18 protein-coding genes are annotated in these 22,033 nt (G+C 71.4%); 6 read left to right on the forward strand and 12 right to left on the reverse strand.

The window, feature by feature from the left end; genetic code table 11:
- Positions 1-6: 6 nt before the first annotated feature.
- Together J8M50_RS45425 and J8M50_RS45430 are read right to left on the reverse strand one after the other, a co-directional pair.
- Positions 7-801, reverse strand: coding sequence for a DUF1684 domain-containing protein (locus J8M50_RS45425; RefSeq protein ID WP_010357310.1), 795 nt, complete (start codon positions 799-801; stop codon positions 7-9).
- 59 nt (positions 802-860) lie between these two features.
- Positions 861-1,502 carry a M15 family metallopeptidase gene (locus tag J8M50_RS45430; RefSeq protein WP_010357311.1) on the reverse strand — a complete coding sequence of 214 codons (642 nt, stop codon included), beginning with the start codon at positions 1,500-1,502 and terminating at the stop codon, positions 861-863.
- A gap of 256 nt (positions 1,503-1,758) precedes the next feature.
- On the opposite strand from J8M50_RS45430, the gene J8M50_RS45435 reads away from it, so the two are divergent.
- Both J8M50_RS45435 and J8M50_RS45440 read left to right on the forward strand, forming a co-directional pair.
- Positions 1,759-2,778, forward strand: coding sequence for an LLM class flavin-dependent oxidoreductase (locus J8M50_RS45435; RefSeq protein ID WP_010357312.1), 1,020 nt, complete (start codon positions 1,759-1,761; stop codon positions 2,776-2,778).
- Positions 2,775-4,133, forward strand: coding sequence for an NtaA/DmoA family FMN-dependent monooxygenase (locus tag J8M50_RS45440; RefSeq protein WP_010357313.1), 1,359 nt, complete (start codon positions 2,775-2,777; stop codon positions 4,131-4,133). The genes J8M50_RS45435 and J8M50_RS45440 overlap by 4 nt, the downstream gene beginning before the upstream one ends.
- On the opposite strand, the gene J8M50_RS45445 is transcribed toward J8M50_RS45440, so the two are convergent.
- Positions 4,084-4,926 carry an MHYT domain-containing protein gene (locus tag J8M50_RS45445; protein WP_010357314.1) on the reverse strand — a complete coding sequence of 281 codons (843 nt, stop codon included), beginning with the start codon at positions 4,924-4,926 and terminating at the stop codon, positions 4,084-4,086. The two genes, J8M50_RS45440 and J8M50_RS45445, sit on opposite strands and share 50 nt — an antisense overlap.
- Positions 4,927-5,256: 330 nt before the next feature.
- Between J8M50_RS45445 and J8M50_RS45450 the strand changes: the two genes are divergently transcribed.
- Entirely contained in the window at positions 5,257-7,650 is a 2,394-nt protein-coding gene (locus J8M50_RS45450; protein WP_010357315.1) for a M4 family metallopeptidase, read from the forward strand.
- A 59-nt stretch (positions 7,651-7,709) separates the two neighbouring features.
- On the opposite strand, the gene J8M50_RS45455 is transcribed toward J8M50_RS45450, so the two are convergent.
- Positions 7,710-8,468 carry a dienelactone hydrolase family protein gene (locus J8M50_RS45455; RefSeq protein WP_029184318.1) on the reverse strand — a complete coding sequence of 253 codons (759 nt, stop codon included), beginning with the start codon at positions 8,466-8,468 and terminating at the stop codon, positions 7,710-7,712.
- A 65-nt stretch (positions 8,469-8,533) separates the two neighbouring features.
- The gene (locus J8M50_RS45460; RefSeq protein ID WP_010357318.1) at positions 8,534-9,154 is read right to left on the reverse strand and encodes an L-threonylcarbamoyladenylate synthase; all 621 of its coding nucleotides are present in this window, start codon (positions 9,152-9,154) and stop codon (positions 8,534-8,536) included.
- Between the two features lie 79 nt (positions 9,155-9,233).
- On the opposite strand from J8M50_RS45460, the gene J8M50_RS45465 reads away from it, so the two are divergent.
- On the forward strand, positions 9,234-10,709 hold the full coding sequence (locus J8M50_RS45465) for a helix-turn-helix domain-containing protein (protein WP_010357319.1): 1,476 nt from the start codon (positions 9,234-9,236) through the stop codon (positions 10,707-10,709).
- 104 nt (positions 10,710-10,813) lie between these two features.
- On the opposite strand, the gene J8M50_RS45470 is transcribed toward J8M50_RS45465, so the two are convergent.
- The 6 genes from J8M50_RS45470 to J8M50_RS45495 are packed head-to-tail and all read right to left on the reverse strand — an operon-like array spanning position 10,814 to position 16,678.
- A complete protein-coding gene (locus J8M50_RS45470) occupies positions 10,814-12,028 on the reverse strand; it encodes a cytochrome P450 family protein (protein WP_010357320.1) in 1,215 nt (404 codons plus the stop codon).
- Entirely contained in the window at positions 12,025-13,263 is a 1,239-nt protein-coding gene (locus tag J8M50_RS45475; protein WP_010357321.1) for a cytochrome P450 family protein, read from the reverse strand. The genes J8M50_RS45470 and J8M50_RS45475 overlap by 4 nt, the downstream gene beginning before the upstream one ends.
- Positions 13,260-13,856, reverse strand: a complete 597-nt coding sequence (locus J8M50_RS45480; RefSeq protein WP_029184319.1) for a GTP-binding protein — start codon at positions 13,854-13,856, stop codon at positions 13,260-13,262. Before J8M50_RS45480 ends, J8M50_RS45475 begins: the two co-directional genes overlap by 4 nt.
- On the reverse strand, positions 13,831-14,193 hold the full coding sequence (locus J8M50_RS45485) for a DUF742 domain-containing protein (RefSeq protein WP_010357324.1): 363 nt from the start codon (positions 14,191-14,193) through the stop codon (positions 13,831-13,833). Before J8M50_RS45485 ends, J8M50_RS45480 begins: the two co-directional genes overlap by 26 nt.
- Entirely contained in the window at positions 14,190-14,615 is a 426-nt protein-coding gene (locus tag J8M50_RS45490) for a roadblock/LC7 domain-containing protein (RefSeq protein WP_010357326.1), read from the reverse strand. Before J8M50_RS45490 ends, J8M50_RS45485 begins: the two co-directional genes overlap by 4 nt.
- Complete coding sequence (locus J8M50_RS45495) at positions 14,612-16,678, reverse strand: ATP-binding protein (protein WP_010357328.1); 2,067 nt, start codon at positions 16,676-16,678, stop codon at positions 14,612-14,614. The genes J8M50_RS45490 and J8M50_RS45495 overlap by 4 nt, the downstream gene beginning before the upstream one ends.
- A 394-nt stretch (positions 16,679-17,072) precedes the next feature.
- Between J8M50_RS45495 and J8M50_RS45500 the strand changes: the two genes are divergently transcribed.
- Both J8M50_RS45500 and J8M50_RS45505 read left to right on the forward strand, forming a co-directional pair.
- Positions 17,073-19,562: a glycoside hydrolase family 127 protein gene (locus tag J8M50_RS45500; RefSeq protein ID WP_100216862.1), complete on the forward strand. Its 2,490-nt coding sequence runs from the start codon at positions 17,073-17,075 to the stop codon at positions 19,560-19,562.
- 83 nt (positions 19,563-19,645) lie between these two features.
- Positions 19,646-20,416 carry a chitosanase gene (locus J8M50_RS45505; RefSeq protein ID WP_010357330.1) on the forward strand — a complete coding sequence of 257 codons (771 nt, stop codon included), beginning with the start codon at positions 19,646-19,648 and terminating at the stop codon, positions 20,414-20,416.
- 12 nt (positions 20,417-20,428) lie between these two features.
- Here J8M50_RS45505 and J8M50_RS45510 read toward each other — a convergent pair whose 3' ends face one another.
- Positions 20,429-21,472 carry a GAF domain-containing protein gene (locus J8M50_RS45510; protein WP_010357331.1) on the reverse strand — a complete coding sequence of 348 codons (1,044 nt, stop codon included), beginning with the start codon at positions 21,470-21,472 and terminating at the stop codon, positions 20,429-20,431.
- Positions 21,473-22,033: the final 561 nt, after the last annotated feature.

Raw genomic sequence — 22,033 nt, forward strand, 5'->3', positions numbered from 1 at the left:
GTGGGGTCAGGCCCTTTCGTACGGGAGCTTCTCGCCCGCCTCCACCGCCACCGGGAGCCTGTTCTCCCTCGGCGGCAGGGGGCACGTCGCCTGGTCCGTGTACGCGCACGGCATGTTCCCGGCGCGGTTGAAGTCGACGGTGACGTGGCCCTCCGCGTCGGGCGCGGCGATCTGGAGGGCGCGGTTCGCCGCGTACGTCGTCACGCCGGACGTCTCGTCCGTGAACAGCACCATCAGGCTGCCCGGGGTCATGCCGTTGAACGCGATCAGGCGGTGGACGGCACCCTTCAGCTCGAACTCGACCTGGCCCGGCGAGTCGTACACGTGCTCCAGACCCTCCACGGCCGCGCCCACGGTCACCTCGCGGGGGCTGTCGTACGCCACGAAGCGGCCCTGTACGGCCCAGATCTCGGCGGGGGCGTACGTCGGGGTCTCGCGGTGGTTCGTGCGCAGGGCGTTCCCGGGATGGCGGGGCCGCAGGATGTCGCTCCCGCCCCGCTTGCCGATCTCGAGTACGGCGTCCCCGGCATCGACGTACACACTCGCCCGCTCGGGGATGACCCCGAAGGAGTGCCGGCCCGTGATGGTCTCGCCGTCCAGGGTCAACTCCTCACCCACGCCCAGCTCCACGACCACCCCCTCGTCCGTGGTGGCCCAGGCACCCGGCGCGTCGTCGAACCGCTCCGGCTCGGGGGAGAGCCAGCGCAGGCTGGTGATGGCGAGGAAGCCGTGCGGGGAGGTGAGGACCTCCTCCCTCTTCCGGTGCCACTTCTCCCACTCCGCGACGAAACCGCTGCTCATGTGTGCGCTCCCTGCTGGAGGTCGTACCGTCGTCCGTGGCAACCGCGCCGGCCGGCGGGTCATTCCCGGGGGCCGTAGAGGGCGGTCGGCGCTCCAGTGGCCAGCGCCCAGTACCGGTCGCCGTACGACCAGTGCCACCATTCGGTGGGGTAGTTCACGAGCCCGGCCGCGCTGAGGGCTTCGCCCAGGACACGGCGGTTCTCGCGGGCGGCGGGGGTGATGTTCGGGGCGTGGGTGTAGCAGGCGCCGTCGCTGTCCTCGGGGTTCGCGTTCATGGGTGTGCCCATGTCGAGTTCCTCGCCGTCGGGGGTGACGAGGGTGAGATCCACGGCGGCTCCCGCGCTGTGCGGGGCGATGTCGGGCGGGGAGACGTAGCGGCTCGCGGCGGTGTGGATACAGGCGGGGGACCAGTCGGGGTGCGCGGTGCGCAGTTCTGCGACGTACCCCTCGAAGTACTCGCGCTGGAGCGCGGGCGGGCGGTAGCCCTCGACGAACAGGAGGCGCAGGCCGTCCGGGAGGTGCTGCTGGGCCGTGAGGAGGCGGGCGAGGACGCCCTCCCTGAGGCGCGCGTAGGCGCCTGTGTCGTCGGTCTTGAGGGGGGCCGTGTGCAGGGTGGTGCGTACGTCCACGAGGGGTTCGGCGCAGTCCTGTACGGGGATTGCCGCGACCCTCGGGTCCGACATGAGGATGATCTCGGTCATGGAGTGATCATGCCCGGTCGGTCTTGACAGGCCGCGGTCCCGGCGACGTAAGTTGAGGTGATCTGTTCGGGACGGTGGAGGAAACCATGCGCGCACCGAGTTCGGCACCGGGTGGTGCTGAGGTGTGGCTGGTTGTCCGGCGGCATGTCGATTACTGCCGTACCGCCTCTGCTGTCTGTCCTTCCGTACGCGTCTGATTCAGCGCCGGTCCCGCTCCGTGGCCGGTGTTTCTCGCCGTGTTCCGGAAGGATTCCGTATGTCCTCCAACCCCCTGCGTCTTGCCGTCGGACTCGACGGTTCCCTCGTGCCGCAGGCCGTCGCCCGTGCCGCCGTCTCGGCGGAGAACGCCGGGTTCACGCTGGTCACCCTCGACGACTCGACGCTGGTTCCCGGGCGGATCGGGGCCGTCGAGCGGGCCGCGTTCATCGCCGCGTCCACCACGACCATCGGCATCGCCCCGGCCGTACCGCTCACCTACGCCGAACCCTTCCACGTCTCCAGCCAGTTGGCGTCGCTCGACCACATCTCGCTGGGCCGCGCGGGGTGGGTCGTGTCGCAGGAGGACCGGCCGGAGGCGGCGCGGGTCTGGGGGCGGCCTGTCGTCGAAGGCGTCGATGCGCTGAGCCGTGAGTCGGCCGACGGTGTCGATGTGGCGCGTGCTCTGTGGGACTCGTGGGAGGACGACGCGGTGATCCGCTCCGTCGCCACGAGCCGTTACCTCGACCGGGATCGCCTCCACTACATCGACTTGACGGGCGACACGTACGCGGTGAAGGGCCCGGCGATCGTTCCCCGGCCCCCGCAGGGGCAGTTGGTGGTCCTGGGCGACCCGCGCCGGGTGCCCGCCGACCGGCTGGACGTGGCGCTGATCGACGGCCCCGACATCGCGTCGGTCAGGGAGACCGCCGCGCGCACGGACACCCCGCTGGTGTTCGCGGAGGTCGAAGTCGCCCTGGATACAGAGGAGTTGACGGGTCGTCAACGAGCCGCCGACTGGCCGGAGAAGGGCCGCCTGCGCCACGTGGGCTCGGCGGCGGGCCTGGTGAACCTCCTGGCGGAGCTGAGGGGTTCGGTGGACGGCGTCCACCTCCGCCCCCTCTCCCTGGACGACGACCTCCTCGTCCTCTCCCGCCTGGTCCTCCCGGACCTCTTCACGACCCGCACGGCCACCCGCCCCCTCCCGGCGGCGACCCTCCGCACGAACCTGGGCCTGACCAGGCCGGCGAACCGGTACGAGGACGCGACCCACTCCACCACTGGGAAGGCCCTGCGATGACCCGCACCGACAACACCCCCTTCCCCCACGCCCAGCTCCACTTCGGGGTCTTCTTCCAGGGCGTCAACCACTGGACCATCTGGTCCGACCCGGCCAGCGGTTCGCAGATCGACCCCGCGAGCTTCCGGAAGGTCGCGCAGACCGCCGAACGCGGGCTGTTCGACGCGTTCTTCCTCGGCGAGGGACTCAGGCTGCGTGAAGTGGACGGTCTGATCCACGACTTGGACGTCGCGGGACGGCCGGACGCGATCACGCAGCTCGCCGCGCTGGCGGCGGTGACCCGGCGGATCGGGCTCGTCTCGACGTCCAACACGACCTTCAACGAGCCCGCGGACCTGGCGCGGCGCCTCTCCGGTCTTGACCTGTTGTCCGAGGGACGCGCCGGATGGAACGTCGTCACCACCGACAACGCCTGGACCGGCGCCAACTTCCGGCGCGGCGGCTACCTCGACCACGCCGACCGGTACCGCAGGGCGGAGGAGTTCCTCACGCTCGCGCGGGAGATCTGGGACGCGTGGGAAGGGGAGACGCCGCGTCAAGTCCGGCACCAGGGACCGCAGTTCGACGTCGAGTTCACGCCGACCCTGCCGCGCAGCCCGCAGGAACACCCCGTCATCTTCCAGGCCGGCGACTCCGGCGAGGGCCGCGACTTCGCGGCGCGCAACGCCGACGTCATCTTCTCCGCGCACGGCGACGACTTCGACGACGCGCTGGCGTTCGCGCAGGACGTGCGGCGGCGGCTGAGGGCGTTCGGGCGGCCGGAGGACGATCTGCGGATCCTGCCGGGCACCGAGATCATCATCGGCGCGACGGAGGCGGAGGCCGCGGAGAAGAAGCGCTGGATCAGGCTCCAACAGGTCACCCCGGCAACGGCGTTGAGCATCGCGGGCCAGCTGTGGAACCGGGACCTGTCGGGGCACGACGCGGACGGCCCGCTCCCGAAGGAGGACCCGGTCGTCGTGGAGAACGACGGCTCCTTCGGCGCCCGCCGGGTCGCCGACCCGCGTGCCGTGGTCGCCGAGTGGCGGGGGAAGGCGGAGGCGAACGGCTGGTCGCTGCGGGAGACGGTGATCGCGCTGGGCCCGCAGCGCGGCCACGTCGGCACCCCCGGCGGCCTCGCCGACAAGTTCGCCCACTGGGCCCGCCACGGCGCGGTGGACGGCTTCAACGTCACCCCGTACCTGATCCCGGACGGCCTCGACGACATCGTCGATCTGCTGATCCCGGAACTCCAGGAACGCGGCGTCTACCGCACCGCGTACACAGGCACGACCCTGCGCGACCACCTAGGCCTGCGCGAACCCCTCACTCGCCGCTCCGCGTCCGCTCCTTCTGCCACGCTTCGGGCCGGCTGAACGCCTCGGGGACGGCGGTGGCGGCGGACCTGCGCCCCTGCACGGGCCGGTTCCACTCGCCGTCCCCCAGCACCAGCAGCGGATCGAACATCACGACGACCCCCGCGAGGAGCAGGAAGATCACCGGCCCGATCAGCATCGGCAGCAGCAGCGAGGTCGGAGAGTCGCCGGCCCACGACGCGGTCGTCCCGTGCACGTGGACGCTGACCGCCGCCATCCCGGTGTAGTGCATGCCGGAGACGGCGATCCCCATCACGAGGCTCGCGCCGAGGCTGGGCAGGAACCCCCGGATGGAGACGGCCGCCCACAGCGCGGCGGTCGCGGCGCCGATGGCGATCAGGACGGACAGCGCGACGATCGGCACGTCGTAGCCGATACGGCCGTTGAGGCTCATGGCCGCCATGCCGAGGTAGTGCATCGCGGCCACCCCGAGCCCGGTCACCACGCCCGCGAACAGCAGCGTGCGCGGGCTCGCCCCCCGGTAGCCGACGATGAACACGCCGATGCCGACGACGACGACGGCGACGACGAGGCTCAGGACGGTGAGCCCGACGTTGTATCCGACGCGGGTCTCCACGACCTGGAACCCGATCATCGCGATGAAGTGCATCGTCCAGATCCCGCACCCGATGGACGCCGCACCGAGTGCGAGCCAGCCCGGTTTCCAGGACTGTGTGTTGAGCAGTGAGCGGACAATGCACCGCAGTCCCAGAGCAGCCCCGAGACAGGCCATCACATAAGCCGCGATCGGCGTCACCGCCCCGTAGCGGAAACCGTCGACGGTGCCTTCCATAGGCCAACTCCCCCCAGAGCAAAGGCTGTGTGTGTTCGAAGGTCTACGGGTAAAGAGACGGTGATGGCAAGCTGAACCGGCCAGTAGTGGAGCATCTCTCAAATAGCGAAACGCAACTCTGCGTACAGATGCGTCAATTTCGGTCCGCCGTATTTCTGCTGGCATATTCATTCGGCACGCCGCCGTCAGTTCTTGAAAGTTCAAAGCAATTTCCCACCGAGGGGAAACCCTTGAGCTGTTCCGACTCTGATGACATGACCGCGTCAAAGATGCCATCCTCCGTGCCACCCCCCACTCAGCTCATCCCGGACACACACCGTAGGAGTTCGAGTGAGACCCACCCCCCGTAAGCGGACCACGGCCTGCGCAGCGCTCCTCTCCACCACCGCACTGCTCGCCCTCGGCGTCCAGACGGTCCCCGCCACGGCCCGGCCCGCCGCCCCCCACCCCGCACCCCTGCGCACCGGCGCCCTCCCCGCCGACCTCACCCCCGCGCAGCGCACCACGCTCATCAAGAACGCCGAGTCGAAGGCCCCCGGCACGGCGAAGGGACTCGGCCTCGGCGCGCAGGAGAAACTCCTGGTCAAGGACGTCGTCAAGGACAACGACGGAACGGTCCACACCCGGTACGAACGCACCTACGCCGGCCTGCCCGTCCTCGGCGGCGACCTCGTCGTCCACACACCCCCGGCCTCGCTCGCCGCAGGCACCGTCTCCACGACGTTCAACAACGACCGCCGCACCATCTCGGTGAAGTCCACCACCCCCACCCTCGGCAAGTCCGCCGCCGAGACCAAGGCGCTCAAGACGGCGAAGACCGTCAACTCCCGTGCGGGCAGCGCCCGCAAGGTGATCTGGGCCGCCGAGGGCACTCCCGAGCTCGCCTGGGAGACGATCGTCACCGGCATCCAGAAGGACGGCACGCCCAGCAAGCTGCACATCGTCACCGACGCCGCCACCGGCGCCGAACTCTCCCGTTGGGAGGGCATCGAGACCGGCACCGGCAACAGCCAGTACAGCGGCACGGTCACCATGGGGACGACCCTCTCCGGCTCGACGTACCAGCTGTACGACACCGCGCGCGGCGGCCACAAGACGTACAGCCTCAACAACGGCACCTCCGGCACCGGCACGCTGATGACCGACGCCGACGACGTGTGGGGCACCGGGGCCGGGTCCAACACGCAGACGGCCGGTGTGGACGCGCACTTCGGGGCGCAGACCACGTGGGACTTCTACAAGAACACGTTCGGGCGCAGCGGCATCAAGAACGACGGCGTCGCCGCCTACTCCCGCGTCCACTACAGCTCGGCCTACGTCAACGCCTTCTGGGACGACTCCTGCTTCTGCATGACCTACGGCGACGGCTCCGGCAGCACGCACGCGCTGACCTCGCTCGACGTCGCCGGGCACGAGATGAGCCACGGCGTCACCTCCAACACGGCGGGGCTCAACTACACCGGCGAATCAGGCGGGTTGAACGAGGCGACCTCCGATATCTTCGGCACCGGCGTGGAGTTCTACGCGAACAACGCCACCGACGTCGGTGACTACCTCATCGGCGAGAAGATCGACATCAACGGCAACGGCACCCCGCTGCGCTACATGGACCAGCCCAGCAAGGACGGCGCCTCCGCCAACGCGTGGTACTCCGGCGTCGGCAACCTCGACGTGCACTACTCCTCCGGCCCCGCCAACCACATGTTCTACCTGCTCTCCGAGGGCAGCGGCACCAAGACCATCAACGGTGTCACCTACAACAGCCCCACCTCCGACGGCGTCGCGGTCGCCGGGATCGGCCGGGCCGCCGCCCTCCAGATCTGGTACAAGGCGCTGACGACGTACATGACGTCGTCCACGAACTACGCGGGCGCCCGCACCGCCGCCCTCAACGCGGCGACCGCGCTGTACGGGGCAAGTTCCGCGCAGTACGCGGGAGTCGGCAACGCCTTCGCGGGGATCAGCGTCGGCGGCCACATCACCGTCCCGTCGACCGGCGTCACCGTCACCAACCCGGGCAGCCAGTCGTCCACGGTCGGTACGGCGGCCGGCCTTCAGATCTCGGCGAGTTCAACCAACAGCGGCTCGCTCACCTACGCGGCCTCCGGGCTGCCGACCGGGCTGGCCATCAGCTCGACCGGCCTGATCTCCGGGACGCCGACGACCGCCGGGACGTACAGCACGACCGTCACGGTCACCGACTCCACCGGGGCGACCGGCACGGCCTCCTTCACCTGGACGGTGAGTTCCAGTGGTGGCGGCGGTACCTGCACCTCCATGCAGCTCCTGAGCAACGCGGGCTTCGAGTCCGGTAACACCGGCTGGAGTGCGGCCAGTGGCGTCATCACCAACTCCAGTGGCCAGGCCGCCCGCACCGGCTCCTACAAGGCGTGGCTCGACGGGTACGGCTCCACCCACACCGACACGCTCTCCCAGTCGGTGACCGTCCCGAGCGGCTGCGCCGGCACCACGTTCACCTTCTACCTGCACATCGACACCGCCGAGACGACCACCAGCACGCAGTACGACAAGCTGACGGTCGCCGCCGGTTCGACCACCCTGGCCACGTACTCCAACCTCAACGCGGCCTCCGGGTACGTCCAGAAGTCCTTCAGCCTCGGCTCCTACGCGGGGTCGACCGTGACCCTCACGTTCACCGGCGTCGAGGACTCCTCGCTCCAGACCAGCTTCGTCGTCGACGACACCGCCGTCACGACCGGCTGATCCGGCCCGGACAGGGGCGCTCGCGGAGGACGGTGCCGCGAGCGCCCCGCTTCAGAGGCTCAGGCGAAGGTGCGGTTGAGGAGGTCGAGCAGCGCGACCCAGTGCCGGTCGTCGCCCTCCTTGTCGTACGACGCCGTGTCGGCCTGCGTGTAGCCGTGCGCGGAGCCCTCGTAGAACTCGGTGCGGTGGCGGACGCCGGCGGCGGTGAACGCCTCGTCCAGGACGCGGGCGTCCTCGGGGGTGAGGGTGTCGTCGTTGTCGGCGTGGCCGAAGTACACCTCGGCCGTGATGTTCCCGATGACCAGGTGCGGGCTGTCGGGGTTGTCCATGACGAGCCGTCCGCCGTGGAAGCCGGCCGCCGCGGCGACCCGCTCCGGGTGCGTGCCCGCCGTCATCAGCGACAGACGCGCGCCCATGCAGTAGCCGGTCAGACCGACCGGACCGTCCGTGACGGCCGGGTTCTCCGCGAGCCAGCGCAGCCAGACGCCCGCGTCCCGCATCGCCAGTTCCTTCGTGAGGGACTGCATGACCGGCCAGAGCGCGCCGAAGATCTCCGGGCGGGCCTCAGGGTCGATGAACTCGGGGAGGTCGACGACCGGGCTGCGGCCGTGCCGGTAGAACACGTTCGGGACCAGCACGGCGTACCCCTCGGCCGCGATCCGGTCCGCCATGCCCAGCAGGTGCGGACGCAGCCCGAACGCGTCCTGGTAGAACAGCACGGCCGGGTGCGGGCCGCCCTCGGCCGGGTGGACGAAATAGGCGTCGGCGACGCCGTCCTCGGTGGTGATGTCGACTGACGTTCCAAGTACAGAGGTCATGATCAGCATCGTTGCACGTTTCAACCAACGCCCGGGACGGCGCCCCTCACCTCATGAACCGCCCTTTACTCGAACCGCGACGCGTCCCCCGCCCCGTATCGCACGATCTGTGCCTCGCCCTCCGAGAAGTCCACCACCGTCGTCGGCTCGGTCCCGCACTCCCCGGAGTCCAGCACCCCGTCCAGGACGTGGTCCAGCTCGTCCTTGATCTGCCAGCCCTGCGTCATCGGCTCGTCCTCGCCCGGCAGCAGCAGCGTGCTGGACAGCAGCGGCTCGCCCAGCTCCGCCAGCAGCGCCTGGGTCACCGTGTGGTCCGGGATGCGCACGCCCACCGTCTTCTTCTTGGGGTGCTGGAGCATCCGGGGCACCTCGCGGGTCGCCGGCAGGATGAAGGTGTAACTCCCGGGCGTGGACGCCTTGATGGCCCGGAACACGTTGTTGTCGATCTGCACGAACTGGCCGAGCTGCGCGAAGTCCTGGCACACCAGCGTGAAGTGGTGCCGGTCGTCCAGCTTGCGGATGGTCCGGATCCGGTCGGTGCCCTCCTTGCTGCCGAGCTTGCAGCCCAGCGCGTAGCAGGAGTCCGTGGGGTACGCGATCAGCGCGCCGCCCCGGACGGCGTCCGCGATCTGGGAAATGGTGCGCGGCTGGGGGTTGTCGGGGTGCACGTCGTAGTACTTCGCCATGGGGTGACCTTATGCCGCCCTCGCCCCGGACACCGACGCGCGGACCCGTGTAACGTCCCAGGTCGGCGAGAGGGAGGGCATGGGCATGACGGCCGGGGACGAGGGCGGCACCCGCTGGGCCGAGGAACTTCTCGCGCTGCTCAGACCCACGGCGGGACACGGCGTCCGGGGCACCGTGAACTGGCTGGCCCGCACGCTCGACGCCGACGTCTGTCTGTGCGACGACACCGCCACCCCGGTCGCCGGAACCCCGCTGCCCCTGGACGGCACGCCCGCCGCCGACGTCCTCGGCGGACGCATCGCCGCCGCCTCCTGGGAGGGGGACGGCCGGTACCTGCGCCTCGTCAGAGTCGTACGGCCAAGGCCCGCGCACCCCTGGCTCCTCGCCGTCGCCCGCCGGGCCCCCTTCGACCCGCGCGCCTCCGACGTCGTCGCGCACACCGCCGCCGTCCTCGAAGCCGTCCTGCGCACCCGCGAGGCCGACGCCACCGAACGCCGGCTGCGGCGGGCGGCGGCCGATCTGCGGCTCGCGATCCTCCAGCTGCTGATGGTCGAGGACACCGTCGCCGCGCGCCGGGTCGCGGCGGGCCTGTGGCCGGGGCTCCTGGACGTCGAGACCGCGCGCGTCTACATCGCCGAGTCCACCGTCGAGGACCGCGACCGGCTCGCCGAGGACATCCTCACCGCCACCCGCGACGCCGCCCTCGTCGTCCGCTGCCCGGCGATGGACCCGCAGGTCATCGTCGTCGTCCCCGACGGGAGCGCGGACGCCGGGCTGCGCGCCCTGCCCGCCCGCCGCCCCGGCACCTACCTCGGCGGCAGCGTCCCGCACGACCTCGCCCGCACCGCCGTCGCGTACGGCCAGGCCGCCAGCGCCCTCGCGGTCGCCCGCTTCCACCCCGACCGCACCGCGATCTACACCGAACGCACCAACCCGCGCCGCCTGATGGACCCGCAGGACCTCAACGCGTGGGCCCTGGACCTGCTGAGCCCCCTCGACCGCCTCCCGCACCACGTGCGCGCCGAACTCGTCGCCACCACCCGCCTCGGCCTGGAGTTCACCGCCGTCCGCGCCGCCCGCATCCTCGGCGTCAGCCGCAACACCGTGCGCGCCCGCATGGAACGCGTCGAGTCCCTCATCGGCACCGACCTCTCCGACCTGCCCTCCCGCGCCGCCCTCCACCTCGCCCTCGCGCAGCAGGACTCACCGGTGGAATCCGCGCCCCCGGCCACCCTGGGCGACCTCCTCACCGCCCCCGCCCTGCGCACCTGGGCGCACACCCTCCTCGCCCGCCTCGACGCCGACCCCCGCGACCTGCGCGGCACCCTGCGCGCCTGGATCGCCGCCCAGGGCAACGCCGAACGCGCCGCCGACGCCCTCGGCATCCACCCGCAGACCGTCCGCGACCACGTCCGCAGCGCCGAACCCGTCCTGGAGCGCCAGCTCCTCGCGCCGGGCGGCGACCTGTACGAAGTGGTGCTCGCCCACCTCGTCACGGGAGACGTCCCCGGCCCGGCGAACCCGGACGAACCGGGCGGCCCTGTGCACAGGTGAGCCCCGGCCGGGCATCCGTGCGATTCACACCCGGTACGGCGGTGTGTACGTTCACAGACCATCGGGGTGCGACCAGGACGGGGGACCGGTCGCACCCCACGAAGTCACCCCCGCAGCCGCACCGGGATCTCCTGCCACCCGAACGCGATGAACGACGGCACCTGCTTCAAGTCGTCCGTCTCCAGAGCCAGTTCCGGGAACCGCGCGAACAGCGCGTCCAGCGCGTACGACGCCTCCATGCGGGCCAGCGGCGCCCCGATGCAGCGGTGCACACCGAGCCCGAACGCCAGGTGGTCGTCCGCGCCGCGCGCCGCGTCGAAGACGTCCGCGTCACCGCCGTAGTGCGCCGGGTCGACCCCGGCCGCCGCGAACGTCGTCAGGATCGCGTCCCCGGCCGGGACCGTCACGTCCCCGACGGTCAGGTCCTCCACCGCGAACCTCAGCGGCAGGGACGCGATCGACGGGTGCACGCGGAGCGTCTCGTCGATCACGCCGTCCCAGGACAGCTCCCCGGCGCGGACGGCCGCGAGCTGTTCGGGGCGGCGCAGCAGGGCCACGACCGCGTTGCCGATCAGGTTCACGGTCGTCTCGAAGCCCGCGCCGATCACCAGCAGCAGCGTGTACAGGAGTTCCTCGTCGCTGAGCCGGTCGCCGTCCTCGTCGCGCATCCGGATCAGCTCGGTCGTCATGTCGTCGCCCGGCTCCTCCCGCTTGCGGACGATGAGCGTGCCGAGGACCGCGCCGATCTGCTCCTGCACGAACGCCGCGTGCTCGGGGGAGGGGTCCGAGGTGTCCATGATGGCCGCGATCAGCCGGCCCGTCGCGTCCCTCAACTCCTCGGGAACACCGAACAGTTCACAGATGATCCGCATCGGCAGCGGATGCGCGAGCGCCGCCCGCAGATCGACGGCGTCCGTGTCCTCCAGGGCGTCGAGCAGCTCCGTCGTGATGGCCTCGACGCGGGACCGCAGCGACTCCGTACGGCGTGCCGTGAAGCTCGGCGCGACCAGTCTGCGCAGGCGCGTGTGGTCCTCGCCGTACGTCGAGAGCATGTTGACGACGCCGACCCAGCCCAGGACCCAGCCCCAGGAGGGGTGTTCGGGGACCTCGGGCCACAGCCGCCAGTGTCTGCGCGGGTCCTTGCTGACCCGCGGGTCGAGGAGCAGCTCCTTCAGCGTGTCGTACCCGGTCGGCGCCCACGCCGGGATACCGCCGGGGAGCTGCACCGGCACGATCGGGCCCAGGGCGCGTAACCGCGCGGACTCGGCGGGGATGTCGGCGCCGAAGGGGTCGATCGCGATGCGGTCGGTCACGGTCACGTGGGATCTCCAGGCTGGTCGGGACTGCGAGGGGTGAAACGGACGGGCAGGGCCCTCAGGGACCGGTGGAACGGGCCCGGCCGCCAGGCGAGCCGCTCGCGCGGCAGCACCGGTTCGAGGTCCGGCAGCCACTGCGTCAGGCGCTCGATGGCCTCGGTGACGATGAGCAGCGTGTGCTGCTTGACCGGACAGGCGTGCGGGCCCGCGCCCCACGACAGGTGCGAGGCGTCCGAGGGGTGGCGCCCGCTGGTCACCTCGCGCTCGGCGAAGTGACCGAGTGCCCCGTACGACACGACCACCGGGACCGTCTCCGGCAGCCACACGCCGTGGAAGGCGACCGGCTCGCGCGCGTAGTAGATGCCGTAGTTGGCGAGCGGCGTCTCGTGGTGCAGGACCTCCACCACCGCGTCCATCACCGGGCGGGCGCCGCTGGTGAGCGTCGAGTAGTACAGGTCGTTGCCCAGGATGCGCGAGAGGGTGTTGGAGACCAGGTTCGACGTCGGCTCGAACCCGGCGCCCAGCGTCAGGAACACCTGCCAGGTGACCTCCTCCTCGGTCAGCCCGAGGGGATGGTCCAGGAGGCGGCTCGGCAGGTCCTCGCCGGGGTGCTCGGCCTTCGCGGCGACCAGGTCCAGGACGTACCCGGCGTACTCCGCCTCACCGGCCGCCGCCTCCGCGCCGCCCTCCATCATCCGCGCCAGGCCCCGGTGCAGCCGGTCGCCCTGGCTGTCGGGCAGCCCGAACAGGTCGTTGAAGACCAGCGCCAGCAGCGGGCGCGCGAACTCCTCGACCAGGTCGGCCTCGCCGCGCGGCCCGATCCGGCCCACCACGAGCTCTACCGCCCGGTGCACGCGGGCCCGCAGGTCGTGCGGCTCGACCAGGTCGAACACGTCGAGGAGGGAACGGCGGTAGCGGAGGTGGGCCGCGCCGTCGGAGAAGAGGGCGTTGGGGCGCCAGCGCATCATGCCCAGCACCGGCGAGTCCACCGGGACGGTCGTCTCCCAGGAGCGAGGGTCGTGCGAGAACGTCGCGTCGTCGTGCAGGATCTCCAGCGCCGCCCGCCGGTCCGTCACCACGAACGCCGTGATCCCGGGCGCCAGTTCGGCCCAGCCGACCGGGCCCTGGGCGCGCAGCGCCGCGTAGTAGCGGTGCGGGTCCGCCGCGAAGTCGTCCTCCCACAGCCGCACGGGGGCGGAGCGGGAGAAGTCGCGCTGGTCCGGGGGATAGGTGGTCACCGGGGCTCCCTGGAGACGAGGTGGTCGACGAGCGCGAGCAGCGCGTCGATCGAGGAGTTCGCGTCCCGCGCGTCGCACGTCACCATCGGCGTGCCCGCCTCCAGGTCCAGCGCGCGCCGCAACCGCTCGTGCGTGTGGTGGCGGGGCGAGTCGGGGAACGCGTTGATCGCGACCGCGTACGGCAGTCCGCTGTCCTCCACCAGCCCGAGCACGTCGAACGACGCCCCGATCCGGCGGCTGTCCACCAGCACCAGCGCGCCGAGAGCGCCGTACGAGATGTCCTCCCACAGCTCGCGGAACCGCTCCTGGCCCGGAGTGCCGAACAGGTACAGCACCACCCCGCCCGGCAGGCTGATGCGGCCGAAGTCGATCGCGACCGTGGTCGTCGTCTTGTCCCGCACCCCCGCGAGGTCGTCGACGTGCGCGGACGCCTGCGTGAGGCGCTCCTCCGTGTGCAGCGGCGTGATCTCGGAGACGGAGTCGATGAGCGTGGTCTTGCCGACCCCGAACGGGCCCGCGATCAGGATCTTCACCAACTCCTGTGCGCCGTCCGGGAGATGCGGGGGGCTAACGCTTGAGGGCGCGGAGGCCATCGGCCACTCTCTTCAGCAGGTCGGGGTCGTAGTGCGCGGCGGACGCGACCGGGGCACGGGCGAGCAGCAGCTCCCTGTCCAGCAGACCGGCGATCAGCACCCGCACCGCCGACACGGGCAGCCGGAGCACCGCCGCCACCTCCACGAGCGCCAGCGCACCCCCCGACAGCGCGTCCAGCACGGCGAGTTCGGCCGCCGAGAGCCCTTCGGGGAGAGGTACGGACGGGTCGCGGGCCAGGACGGTGAGCCGCTCCAGACGAGGGCGGCTCGGGCGGGCGACGCCGCCGGTGGACAGGTAGGCGGGCACCAGGGGCCGGCCGGGCGGACGCCCCGTCACGCGGGTCCGGCGTCGTCGGCTCCTCGGGGTACGGCCGCCATGGCCTTCTCACCGAGCCGCGCGACCTGCGAGTGCACGCGGTGCGCCAGCAGATCCAGGCGTACGTCCACGTTGCCGTACGCGGCGACACAGGTCCCGTGATCCGTCGGCACGATCAGCACGTACCCGTGGTCCGACTCGATCACCACCTGCCGTACGACGGCCCTCTCCGCGTCCGCGAACGCGGCGGCGGCCGTGCGGCAGGCGCCCTGCACGGTGCTCGTGATCGCCGCGACGCGCTCCGCGGAGGGCTGCGAGAGGGCGTCCGTGTAGCCGGTGATCAGGCCGTCGCGGGTCAGGATCACCGCCGCGATCACCTGCGGCACCTCGAGAATCGGCTCCAGCACCCAGGCCGTGTTGTCACCCGTCTCGGGAGTGGTCATCGCGTGGGGCCTCCTTGTCGTTCGGTCCGCTCGAAGTCTGGGTGGGGGTCGGGCTCTTGTGCGGGGGTGGGGCGGGGCTCGAAGAGGGAGAAGGGCACGAACTCGGGTTCGGGTTCGGGTGCTGCTTCCGGTTCCGTCTCCGGTTCGGTGGGGGGTGTGGTGACGCGGGACCAGTCGTACGACGTGCCCTCGGTGACGGGGCGGTCGTGGGTGTCGTCCTCGGGGACGGGGGCGGCGACCTGAGGCCACTCGTGGGTCTCGTCCATCGACGGGTCCTCGGGCGGGTCGAGGTGGGTGTCGTCGTTGGACCAGTCGTCCGCCGGGTCCGGGGTGACGGGCGGGCGGGGGATCGGCTGGGCGGGGGTGTGGTCCCAGTCGGGGGTCGGGGTGAGGCGGAGGGTCTCGGTGCTGGAGCCGTCCCGGGCCGTCGCGGTCCAGTGGTCCTGCGGCGAGGCCGCCGTGCCGTCCCGGCCCGAGCGGGCCGCCGCCGTGCCGGACTGGAGGGCGCCGAGTGCTGCGGCGGACTCCTCCGGGGTGCGTGCGGGGTACCGGGGCGAGGACCACTCCTGGCCGCCTACCGGGCCCTGCGGGGTGGTGCCGCTGGGGGCGGGGCGGGCGGTGCGGTTGCGGCGGCGGCGCTGGGGGAGGTCGCCGAAGTCGAAGTCGTCGTCCGGGGTGTCGGGGGTTGTGGGGGTGGTGAGGTACGGGTGGGCCGGGGCGGGGGCGGGGGCCGGGGCCGGGGGCGGTGTCGGCTGCGAGGGTGCCGACGGGGCCGGGGGCGACGGGGGAGGCGTCGGTGGGGCCGGAGGCATGGGCCGGGCCGCTGAGGGCGGTGCGGTGGCCGGTGCTGGTGCTGGTGCCGCTGGGCGCGGCGCGGATGCGGTTTGGTGCGGGGCGGCCGGTGCGGATGCCGCTGGGTACGGAGAGGGCGGGGCGGCCGGTGCGGATGTCGTCGCCGTCGGGCCGGCCGCCTCGCGGGACTCGGGGTGCTTACGGGTCGTCCGGGGTGCGCTCACCGACGGGGGGCGGCGTGTCGGGTCGAGGCGGGTCAGCAGGTGCGTGCCGATGCGCAGGACCGCGCGTACCCCGCCGTACGGCGACGCGGACGTCAGGTCGACGGCCAGCTCGAACTGCCGGGTCAGGCGGCCGATCGCGGCGAGGCCCATGCGCGGCGGGTCGCCGAGTTCCGTGAGGTGGATCGGCGCGTCCCCGGCGACGAACCGCTGCGCCCGCTCCCGTTCGTCCCGCGTCATGCCGACGCCCGCGTCGTCGATGGTCACGCACACCCCGTGGTGGACGTGCTCCAGTCCGACGACGACGTCGGTGTCCGGCGCGGAGTGCCGCAGCGCGTTGTCGAGCAGCTCGGCGACGATGATGGCGACCGGCTCGACCGCGTGCGAGACGAGCGCGGTACCGGGTTCGAGGTGGTTGTGGACGGCGACCCGGTGGTACCCGGCGAGCCGGGCCTGCCCTCCGGTCACCGCGTCGACGAGGTGCGACTCCTCCCGCGCGAGCCCCACCCACGCCCCGCACACCACGGCGGTCACCTGCGCCCGCCGCAGCGACTGCTCGTTCTCGTGGTCGAGCCGGAACAGGGTCTGCGCCAACTCCGGTTCGTCGTACTGCTGCTGGAGCCCGCGCAGGGCGTCCTGGAGCCGGTAGAGCGCGGCCTGGATCTCACGGGTCGCGCCCCGCATCCCCGCCTGCGCCGCCGCGTCGACCCTGCCCCGCTGGGCCGTGACCTCGACGCGCAGCGCCTCCAGGACCTTCTCCAGCGCGAGCCCGAGGGGCGTGCCGACGGTGAGCGGCTGGAGCGGGCCGGGTATCTCCAGGTGCGGATGAGTGATCCGGCGTGCGGCTGCGGGTACCCGCGCCCCGGCGAGGTGCTCGACCTCGGCGGTGAACGCCCGCACGGAACCGTCGAGTTGGGTGCGCAGCGCGGCGATCTCGGCCTGCTGCCGAGTCTGCCTGCGTCTGGAGCGCAGCAGGCCGCCGCCCAGAACGAGCGCGGACAACGTGCCGGCGGCGAGACCACCGACGGCCAGGTCCGGTAGTTCGATCATCGAATCGGTATCCAGGAAGGGCCGGGCGCCCGACGAGAACACACGGGCAGGGGAAGAGGTCACCAGCGCCCCGGTGGGGCACTCGCAGCACAGTACACACCGTCATCGACCGCTCTCGCACGGTCGAGTGTCACTTCCCTCCGAATCGCTCCGCCAGTTGTGCGCTTCTGCCCACGAGTGTCGGAAATTCCGTTCGGGAAACCGCAGTTGGCGTTGAACGGGCCGCGCTCCGGGCCCGTACTGACAGGCAGCGCAACGACCGATCGCCGACCCCGGAGACCGGAAATCACCCATGCCTCCCTGACCCCGTTGACACCACCGGCCCGATGCCTACCGTGGACCCCGCACAGCGAATCGCCCGATATCCGGTATTTCGAACCGTACGGCGGAGGCTTTGTTGACCCCCCTAGGCAGACGCCCGTTCCTCGTGGCGGCGAGCACCCTGACGCTGACCGGCATCCCCACGGCCACAGCGCACGCGGCTCCCGGCACCTCGGCAACTCCCTTCCCGCTCACCGACGTCCAGCTCCTCGACGGACCGTTCCGCGACAACCAGCGCCGCAACACGGCCTACTTGCGTTTCGTCGACCTCGACCGGCTGCTCCACACGTTCCGTCTGAACGTCGGTCTGCCGTCCACCGCGCAGCCCTGCTCCGGCTGGGAGGGCCCGAATGTCGAACTGCGCGGCCACTCCACCGGCCACCTCCTGTCCGGCCTCGCCCTCACCCACGCGAACACCGGCGACACCGAACTCCGTGACAAGGGACGCCGGTTGGTCGCCGCGCTGGCCGAGTGCCAGGCCGCGTCACCGGCGGCCGGGTTCAACGCCGGGTACCTCTCCGCGTTCCCGGAGAGCTTCTTCGACCGCCTGGAGGCGGGGACCGGCGTCTGGGCGCCGTACTACACGCTGCACAAGATCATGGCCGGGCTCGTCGACCAGTACCGCCTCTCCGGCAACGAGCAGGCCCTGGACGTGGTGCTGCGCAAGGGTGACTGGGTGGACCGGCGGACGGCGGGCCTGTCGTACGAGCGGATGCAGCGGGTGCTGGACACCGAGTTCGGCGGCATGAACGACGTCCTCGCCGACCTGCACGAGATCACCGGCGACGCCCGCTGGCTCGCCGTCGCCGAACGCTTCACCCACGCCCGCGTGTTCGACCCCCTCGCGCGCGGCGAGGACCGGCTCGCCGGGCTGCACGCCAACACGCAGATCCCGAAGATGGTCGGCGCGCTGCGGATGTGGGAGGAGGGACTCGACGTCCGGTACCGGACGATCGGCGAGAACTTCTGGCGGATCGTCACCGGCCACCACACCTACGTCATCGGCGGCAACAGCAACGGCGAGGCATTCCACGAACCCGACGTCATCGCGGGCCAGTTGTCCGACAGCACCTGCGAGAACTGCAACAGCTACAACATGCTGAAGCTGACCCGGCTGCTGCACTTCCACGCCCCCGGCCGCACGGATCTGCTCGACTACTACGAACGCGCCCTGTTCAACCAGATGCTGGGCGAGCAGGACCCCGGCTCCGAGCACGGCTACAACATCTACTACACCGGCCTCGCCCCCGGCTCCGCCAAACGCCAGCCGTCCTTCATGAGCCCCGAGGACGCCTACTCCACCGACTACACCAACTTCTCCTGCGACCACGGCACCGGCATGGAGACCCATGCCAAGTTCGCCGACACCATCTACACGCACGACGAACAGCGGCTTCTGGTCAACCTGTTCATCCCCTCCGAGGTCGACTGGAAGGCCAAGGGGATCACGTGGCGCCAGACCACCCGCCTCCCCGACCAGGACACGGCCACCCTCACGGTCACCGCCGGACAGGCCCGCCACGCCCTCGTCGTCCGCGTCCCCGGCTGGGCCCGGGGTGCCCGCGTCCGCCTCAACGGCCGTACCCTGCCCGACCGTCCGGCCCCCGGCACCTGGTTCACCCTCGACCGCGCCTGGCGCCGGGGCGACCGCGTCGACGTCACCCTCCCGCTGCGCACGACCGTCGAGGCGACCCCCGACGACCCCGAGGTGCAGGCGGTGCTGCACGGTCCCGTCGTCCTCGCGGGCGTGTACGGCGACCGCGCGAACCCGTGGCTGCCGCGTCTCGAACTCCCCACCGTGCGGCGGGAGTCGGCGGACCCGCTCAGGTTCACAGCGCGGGCCGACGGTGAACAGGTCACTCTCCTGCCGATCGCCCGCGTCCACCACCAGCACTACAGCGTGTACTGGCAGACCGGCGAACCGACGCCTCCGCCACCGGAGTTCGCCGCCTGGCACCTCTTCGACGAGACGTCGGGCACGAGCGCGTCCGACGCGACCGGCAACGGGAAGACGGGAACCCTTGCGGGCGGCGCGAGCTGGACGCAGGGGCGCACCGGCGGCGCGGTCGCCCTGGACGGCGTGGACGGCCATGTCGCCCTGGCCGAGGACCTGTTGGCGGGCGCCTCCGCCCACACCGTCGCCGTATGGGTCCGCCTCACCGGCCAACCCGCCGCGTGGACACGGATCTTCGACGTCGGCACCGGCGTCACCGCGAACATGTTCCTCACCCCGCGCAGCGACTCCGGAACCCTCCGGTACGCGATCACCGCGGGCGGCGGCGGAGCCGAACAGCGCATCGACGCACCCCCGTTGGCCACCGACCGCTGGACCCACGTCGCGGTGACCTACGGCGCCGGAACCGCCGTCCTGTACGTCGATGGCACCGAGGCCGGCCGCAACACCGCCGTCACCGTCGAACCCCGCCACTTCGGCAACCACATCCGCGCGGCCTACCTGGGCCGGTCCCAGTACGCCGACCCGTACCTGAAGGGCGCGCTGGACGACGTCCGCGTGTACGGCAGAACGCTGACCGCACCCGAGATCGCGGCACTGGCCCGCTGACCACAGGGGGGCGCTCGCCCACCAAGTACGCCACGGCCACGCCGACTTGCGAGCGCCCCCACCACCCGGGCACGGTACGGACCGTGCCCATCAGCCGCCGCAGTGCCCTGGCTCTCCCCTTCTTCGGCGTGTCGCTCTCCCGGACCAGACCCCCGGCCCTGGACACCCCCGCCAAGAAAGAACTCGCCCTCCAGCTCGTCTCCAGCGCCGAGAACTCCTCCTTGGACTGGCGTGCCCAGTACCCCTACATCGAGGACATCCACGACGGACGCGGCTACACCGCCGGCATCATCGGTTTCTGTTCCGGCACCGGCGACATGCTGAAACTGGTCGAGCTGTACACGAGGCGCAGGCCCCGTAACGTGCTCGCGCGGTATCTCCCGGCCCTGCGCTCCGTGTCGGGCGGCGCGTCGCACCGGGGGCTGGACCCGTTCTTCGTGCGTGACTGGCGTGTCGCGGCCCGGGACGCCGTGTTCCGGCGGGCGCAGGAGGACGAGCGGGACCGGGTGTGTTTCGCCCCGGCGCTGCGGCAGGGGAGGGCGGACGGGCTGCGGGCGCTGGGGCAGTTCGCCTACTTCGACGCGTACGTCATGCACGGCGAGTCGGGCTTCGACGGCATCCGCGAACAGGCCACGGCACGCGCGAGGACCCCCGCGAGGGGCGGCGACGAGCGGACGTACCTGACCGCCTTCCTCGACGCCCGGGTCCGGGCGATGCGCCGGGAACCCGCCCACCGGGACACCAGCCGCGTCGACACCGCGCAGCGTCTCTTCCTGCGCGCGGGCAACCTCGACCTGGCCCCGCCCCTGGAGTGGACGGTGTACGGAGACCACTACCGCGTCGGCCGAGGCTGACCCCCGCGCCCCTCAGTGACGCGGACCGAAGAAGTCCACCGGGGTGGTCGCGCCGCCGCTCATCGCGCCGTTGCCCATCTGCTCGAACCGCTGCTGCACATTGGCCGCGAACGCGTGGGACTGCTTGGCGGAGCTGTGCCCGCCCGCGTTCATGGCGACCGTGAGGATCCCGCTGACCGGCGCGCTCGGGGAGGTGCGCACCGGCGTGCACAGGAAGTCGAACTCCTGCGGGGACGGCGAGTCGTACGTCTTGATCCGGCCGCCGCCGAGCGTGGTGGTCTGCCCGCTGCGGAACGCGTCGTCCATCGCGTTGAACACGCCGATCGCCTCCAGGCCCGGCAGGACGTGCCGGCCCCGGCTGAACTGCGGGACCATGCCGAACGCCTGGCCCTGCTTGCCGTTGGCGTAGCGCAGGAGGTGCTCGGGGCCCTCGGTCAGCATGATCGGGAAGGGCGCCCCGTCGAACACCGCGAACAGCTCCTGCTGCTGCGCGAGGAGGCTGTCGCGCAGCCGGAACTCCGACAGCAGCGTGTCGGCCAGCTCCTTCATGCCCTCGCGGATGCCCGCGTCCCAGGTACGCGGCTTGAAATCGGCCACGCAGACCGTGCCGAGGATCATGCCGGTGTTGTCGCGCAGCGGGGTGCCGAGGTAGGAGCGCACACCGAGGTCGTTGACCAGCGCGTTGCCCTTGAAGCGCGGGTAGTCGAACACGTCGTCGAGGGCGAGCTGGGAGCCCATCGCGACGGCGTGCGGGCAGAAGCCGTAGTCGCCGGGGGCCTCACGGGTGAGGTTGGAGAGGTCGAAGGTGACCGAGTTGCCCGCCGCGTCGGTCCGCGCACCCGGGTCGGTGGGGGGCGTGTACATGCCGCGGAACATCTGCTGCTCGTCGCTGATGAAGTTGACCATGGCCAGTGGCGACTGGCTGAACCCGGCCGCGAGCCGCGCCACCCGGTCGAAGGTGGCCTCCGCGCCGACCGCATTGAGGCCGAGAATCTGCAGCCGCAGCCGGCGCTGCTCGCCCGCCAGACGGAGTTCTTCAGGTGAGAGGGAGTCCATGAGATCAGATCAAAGCAGAACTCCGGGTGGTGCGAGGCGCCTCCCCCGGCGATCCCGGTCACTTCAGCCCCGGGCGTAACCAGCTTGTCACCTGCGGTGGTTGGCGGAAGAAGCCCTTGCCAGGCGGACTTCGGGGCCTGGTTGACGGGTGCTCAACTTTTGATTCTGTCCAAAAAGCGCCGTGTTTCAACCAACGCCGATCACTTCCCGTCATTCCTTGCGGCGGCCGTCGCGCGATGTGGTTGGGGCGTACGACAATCGTGCGACGGGCGTGTTTTCGACGCTAACGTGTTCGACTCGCCATGACATCGAGGAATCGAAAGTGTGTCTGAAAATGGGGTGTCGAGCCCGGTGTGCGGCGTTCCCGGCCAGGGGGGACGTGTCCGGCGCAGGGGGAAGAGCTGTTCCGGTGGGGGACCGGTGTGCGGAGCGGGGGGTCCGCGCAGGCTGAACAGACCCTAGGCACGCGCCTGTCGGGCGTGGGTTTGTCCCTTCGACTTCGTCGACCGTTCCGCGCGCCGTCGCGCCGTGGTGACGGCCGTCGCCCATGGCGTGCACCTC

The organism is Streptomyces acidiscabies, from assembly GCF_020010905.1.
Taxonomy (GTDB): domain Bacteria; phylum Actinomycetota; class Actinomycetes; order Streptomycetales; family Streptomycetaceae; genus Streptomyces; species Streptomyces acidiscabies.

Excerpts from the sequence above, each read along its gene's own strand:
- J8M50_RS45430 (WP_010357311.1), bottom strand. The coding sequence starts at position 1,502 with ATGACCGAGATCATCCTCATGTCGGACCCGAGGGTCGCGGCAATCCCC.
- J8M50_RS45445 (WP_010357314.1), bottom strand. The coding sequence starts at position 4,926 with ATGGAAGGCACCGTCGACGGTTTCCGCTACGGGGCGGTGACGCCGATC.
- J8M50_RS45490 (WP_010357326.1), bottom strand. The coding sequence starts at position 14,615 with ATGACCACTCCCGAGACGGGTGACAACACGGCCTGGGTGCTGGAGCCG.
- J8M50_RS45435 (WP_010357312.1), top strand. The coding sequence starts at position 1,759 with ATGTCCTCCAACCCCCTGCGTCTTGCCGTCGGACTCGACGGTTCCCTC.
- J8M50_RS45480 (WP_029184319.1), bottom strand. The coding sequence starts at position 13,856 with ATGGCCTCCGCGCCCTCAAGCGTTAGCCCCCCGCATCTCCCGGACGGC.
- J8M50_RS45425 (WP_010357310.1), bottom strand. The coding sequence starts at position 801 with ATGAGCAGCGGTTTCGTCGCGGAGTGGGAGAAGTGGCACCGGAAGAGG.
- J8M50_RS45495 (WP_010357328.1), bottom strand. The coding sequence starts at position 16,678 with ATGATCGAACTACCGGACCTGGCCGTCGGTGGTCTCGCCGCCGGCACG.
- J8M50_RS45465 (WP_010357319.1), top strand. The coding sequence starts at position 9,234 with ATGGGCATGACGGCCGGGGACGAGGGCGGCACCCGCTGGGCCGAGGAA.
- J8M50_RS45440 (WP_010357313.1), top strand. The coding sequence starts at position 2,775 with ATGACCCGCACCGACAACACCCCCTTCCCCCACGCCCAGCTCCACTTC.
- J8M50_RS45460 (WP_010357318.1), bottom strand. The coding sequence starts at position 9,154 with ATGGCGAAGTACTACGACGTGCACCCCGACAACCCCCAGCCGCGCACC.
- J8M50_RS45455 (WP_029184318.1), bottom strand. The coding sequence starts at position 8,468 with ATGACCTCTGTACTTGGAACGTCAGTCGACATCACCACCGAGGACGGC.
- J8M50_RS45510 (WP_010357331.1), bottom strand. The coding sequence starts at position 21,472 with ATGGACTCCCTCTCACCTGAAGAACTCCGTCTGGCGGGCGAGCAGCGC.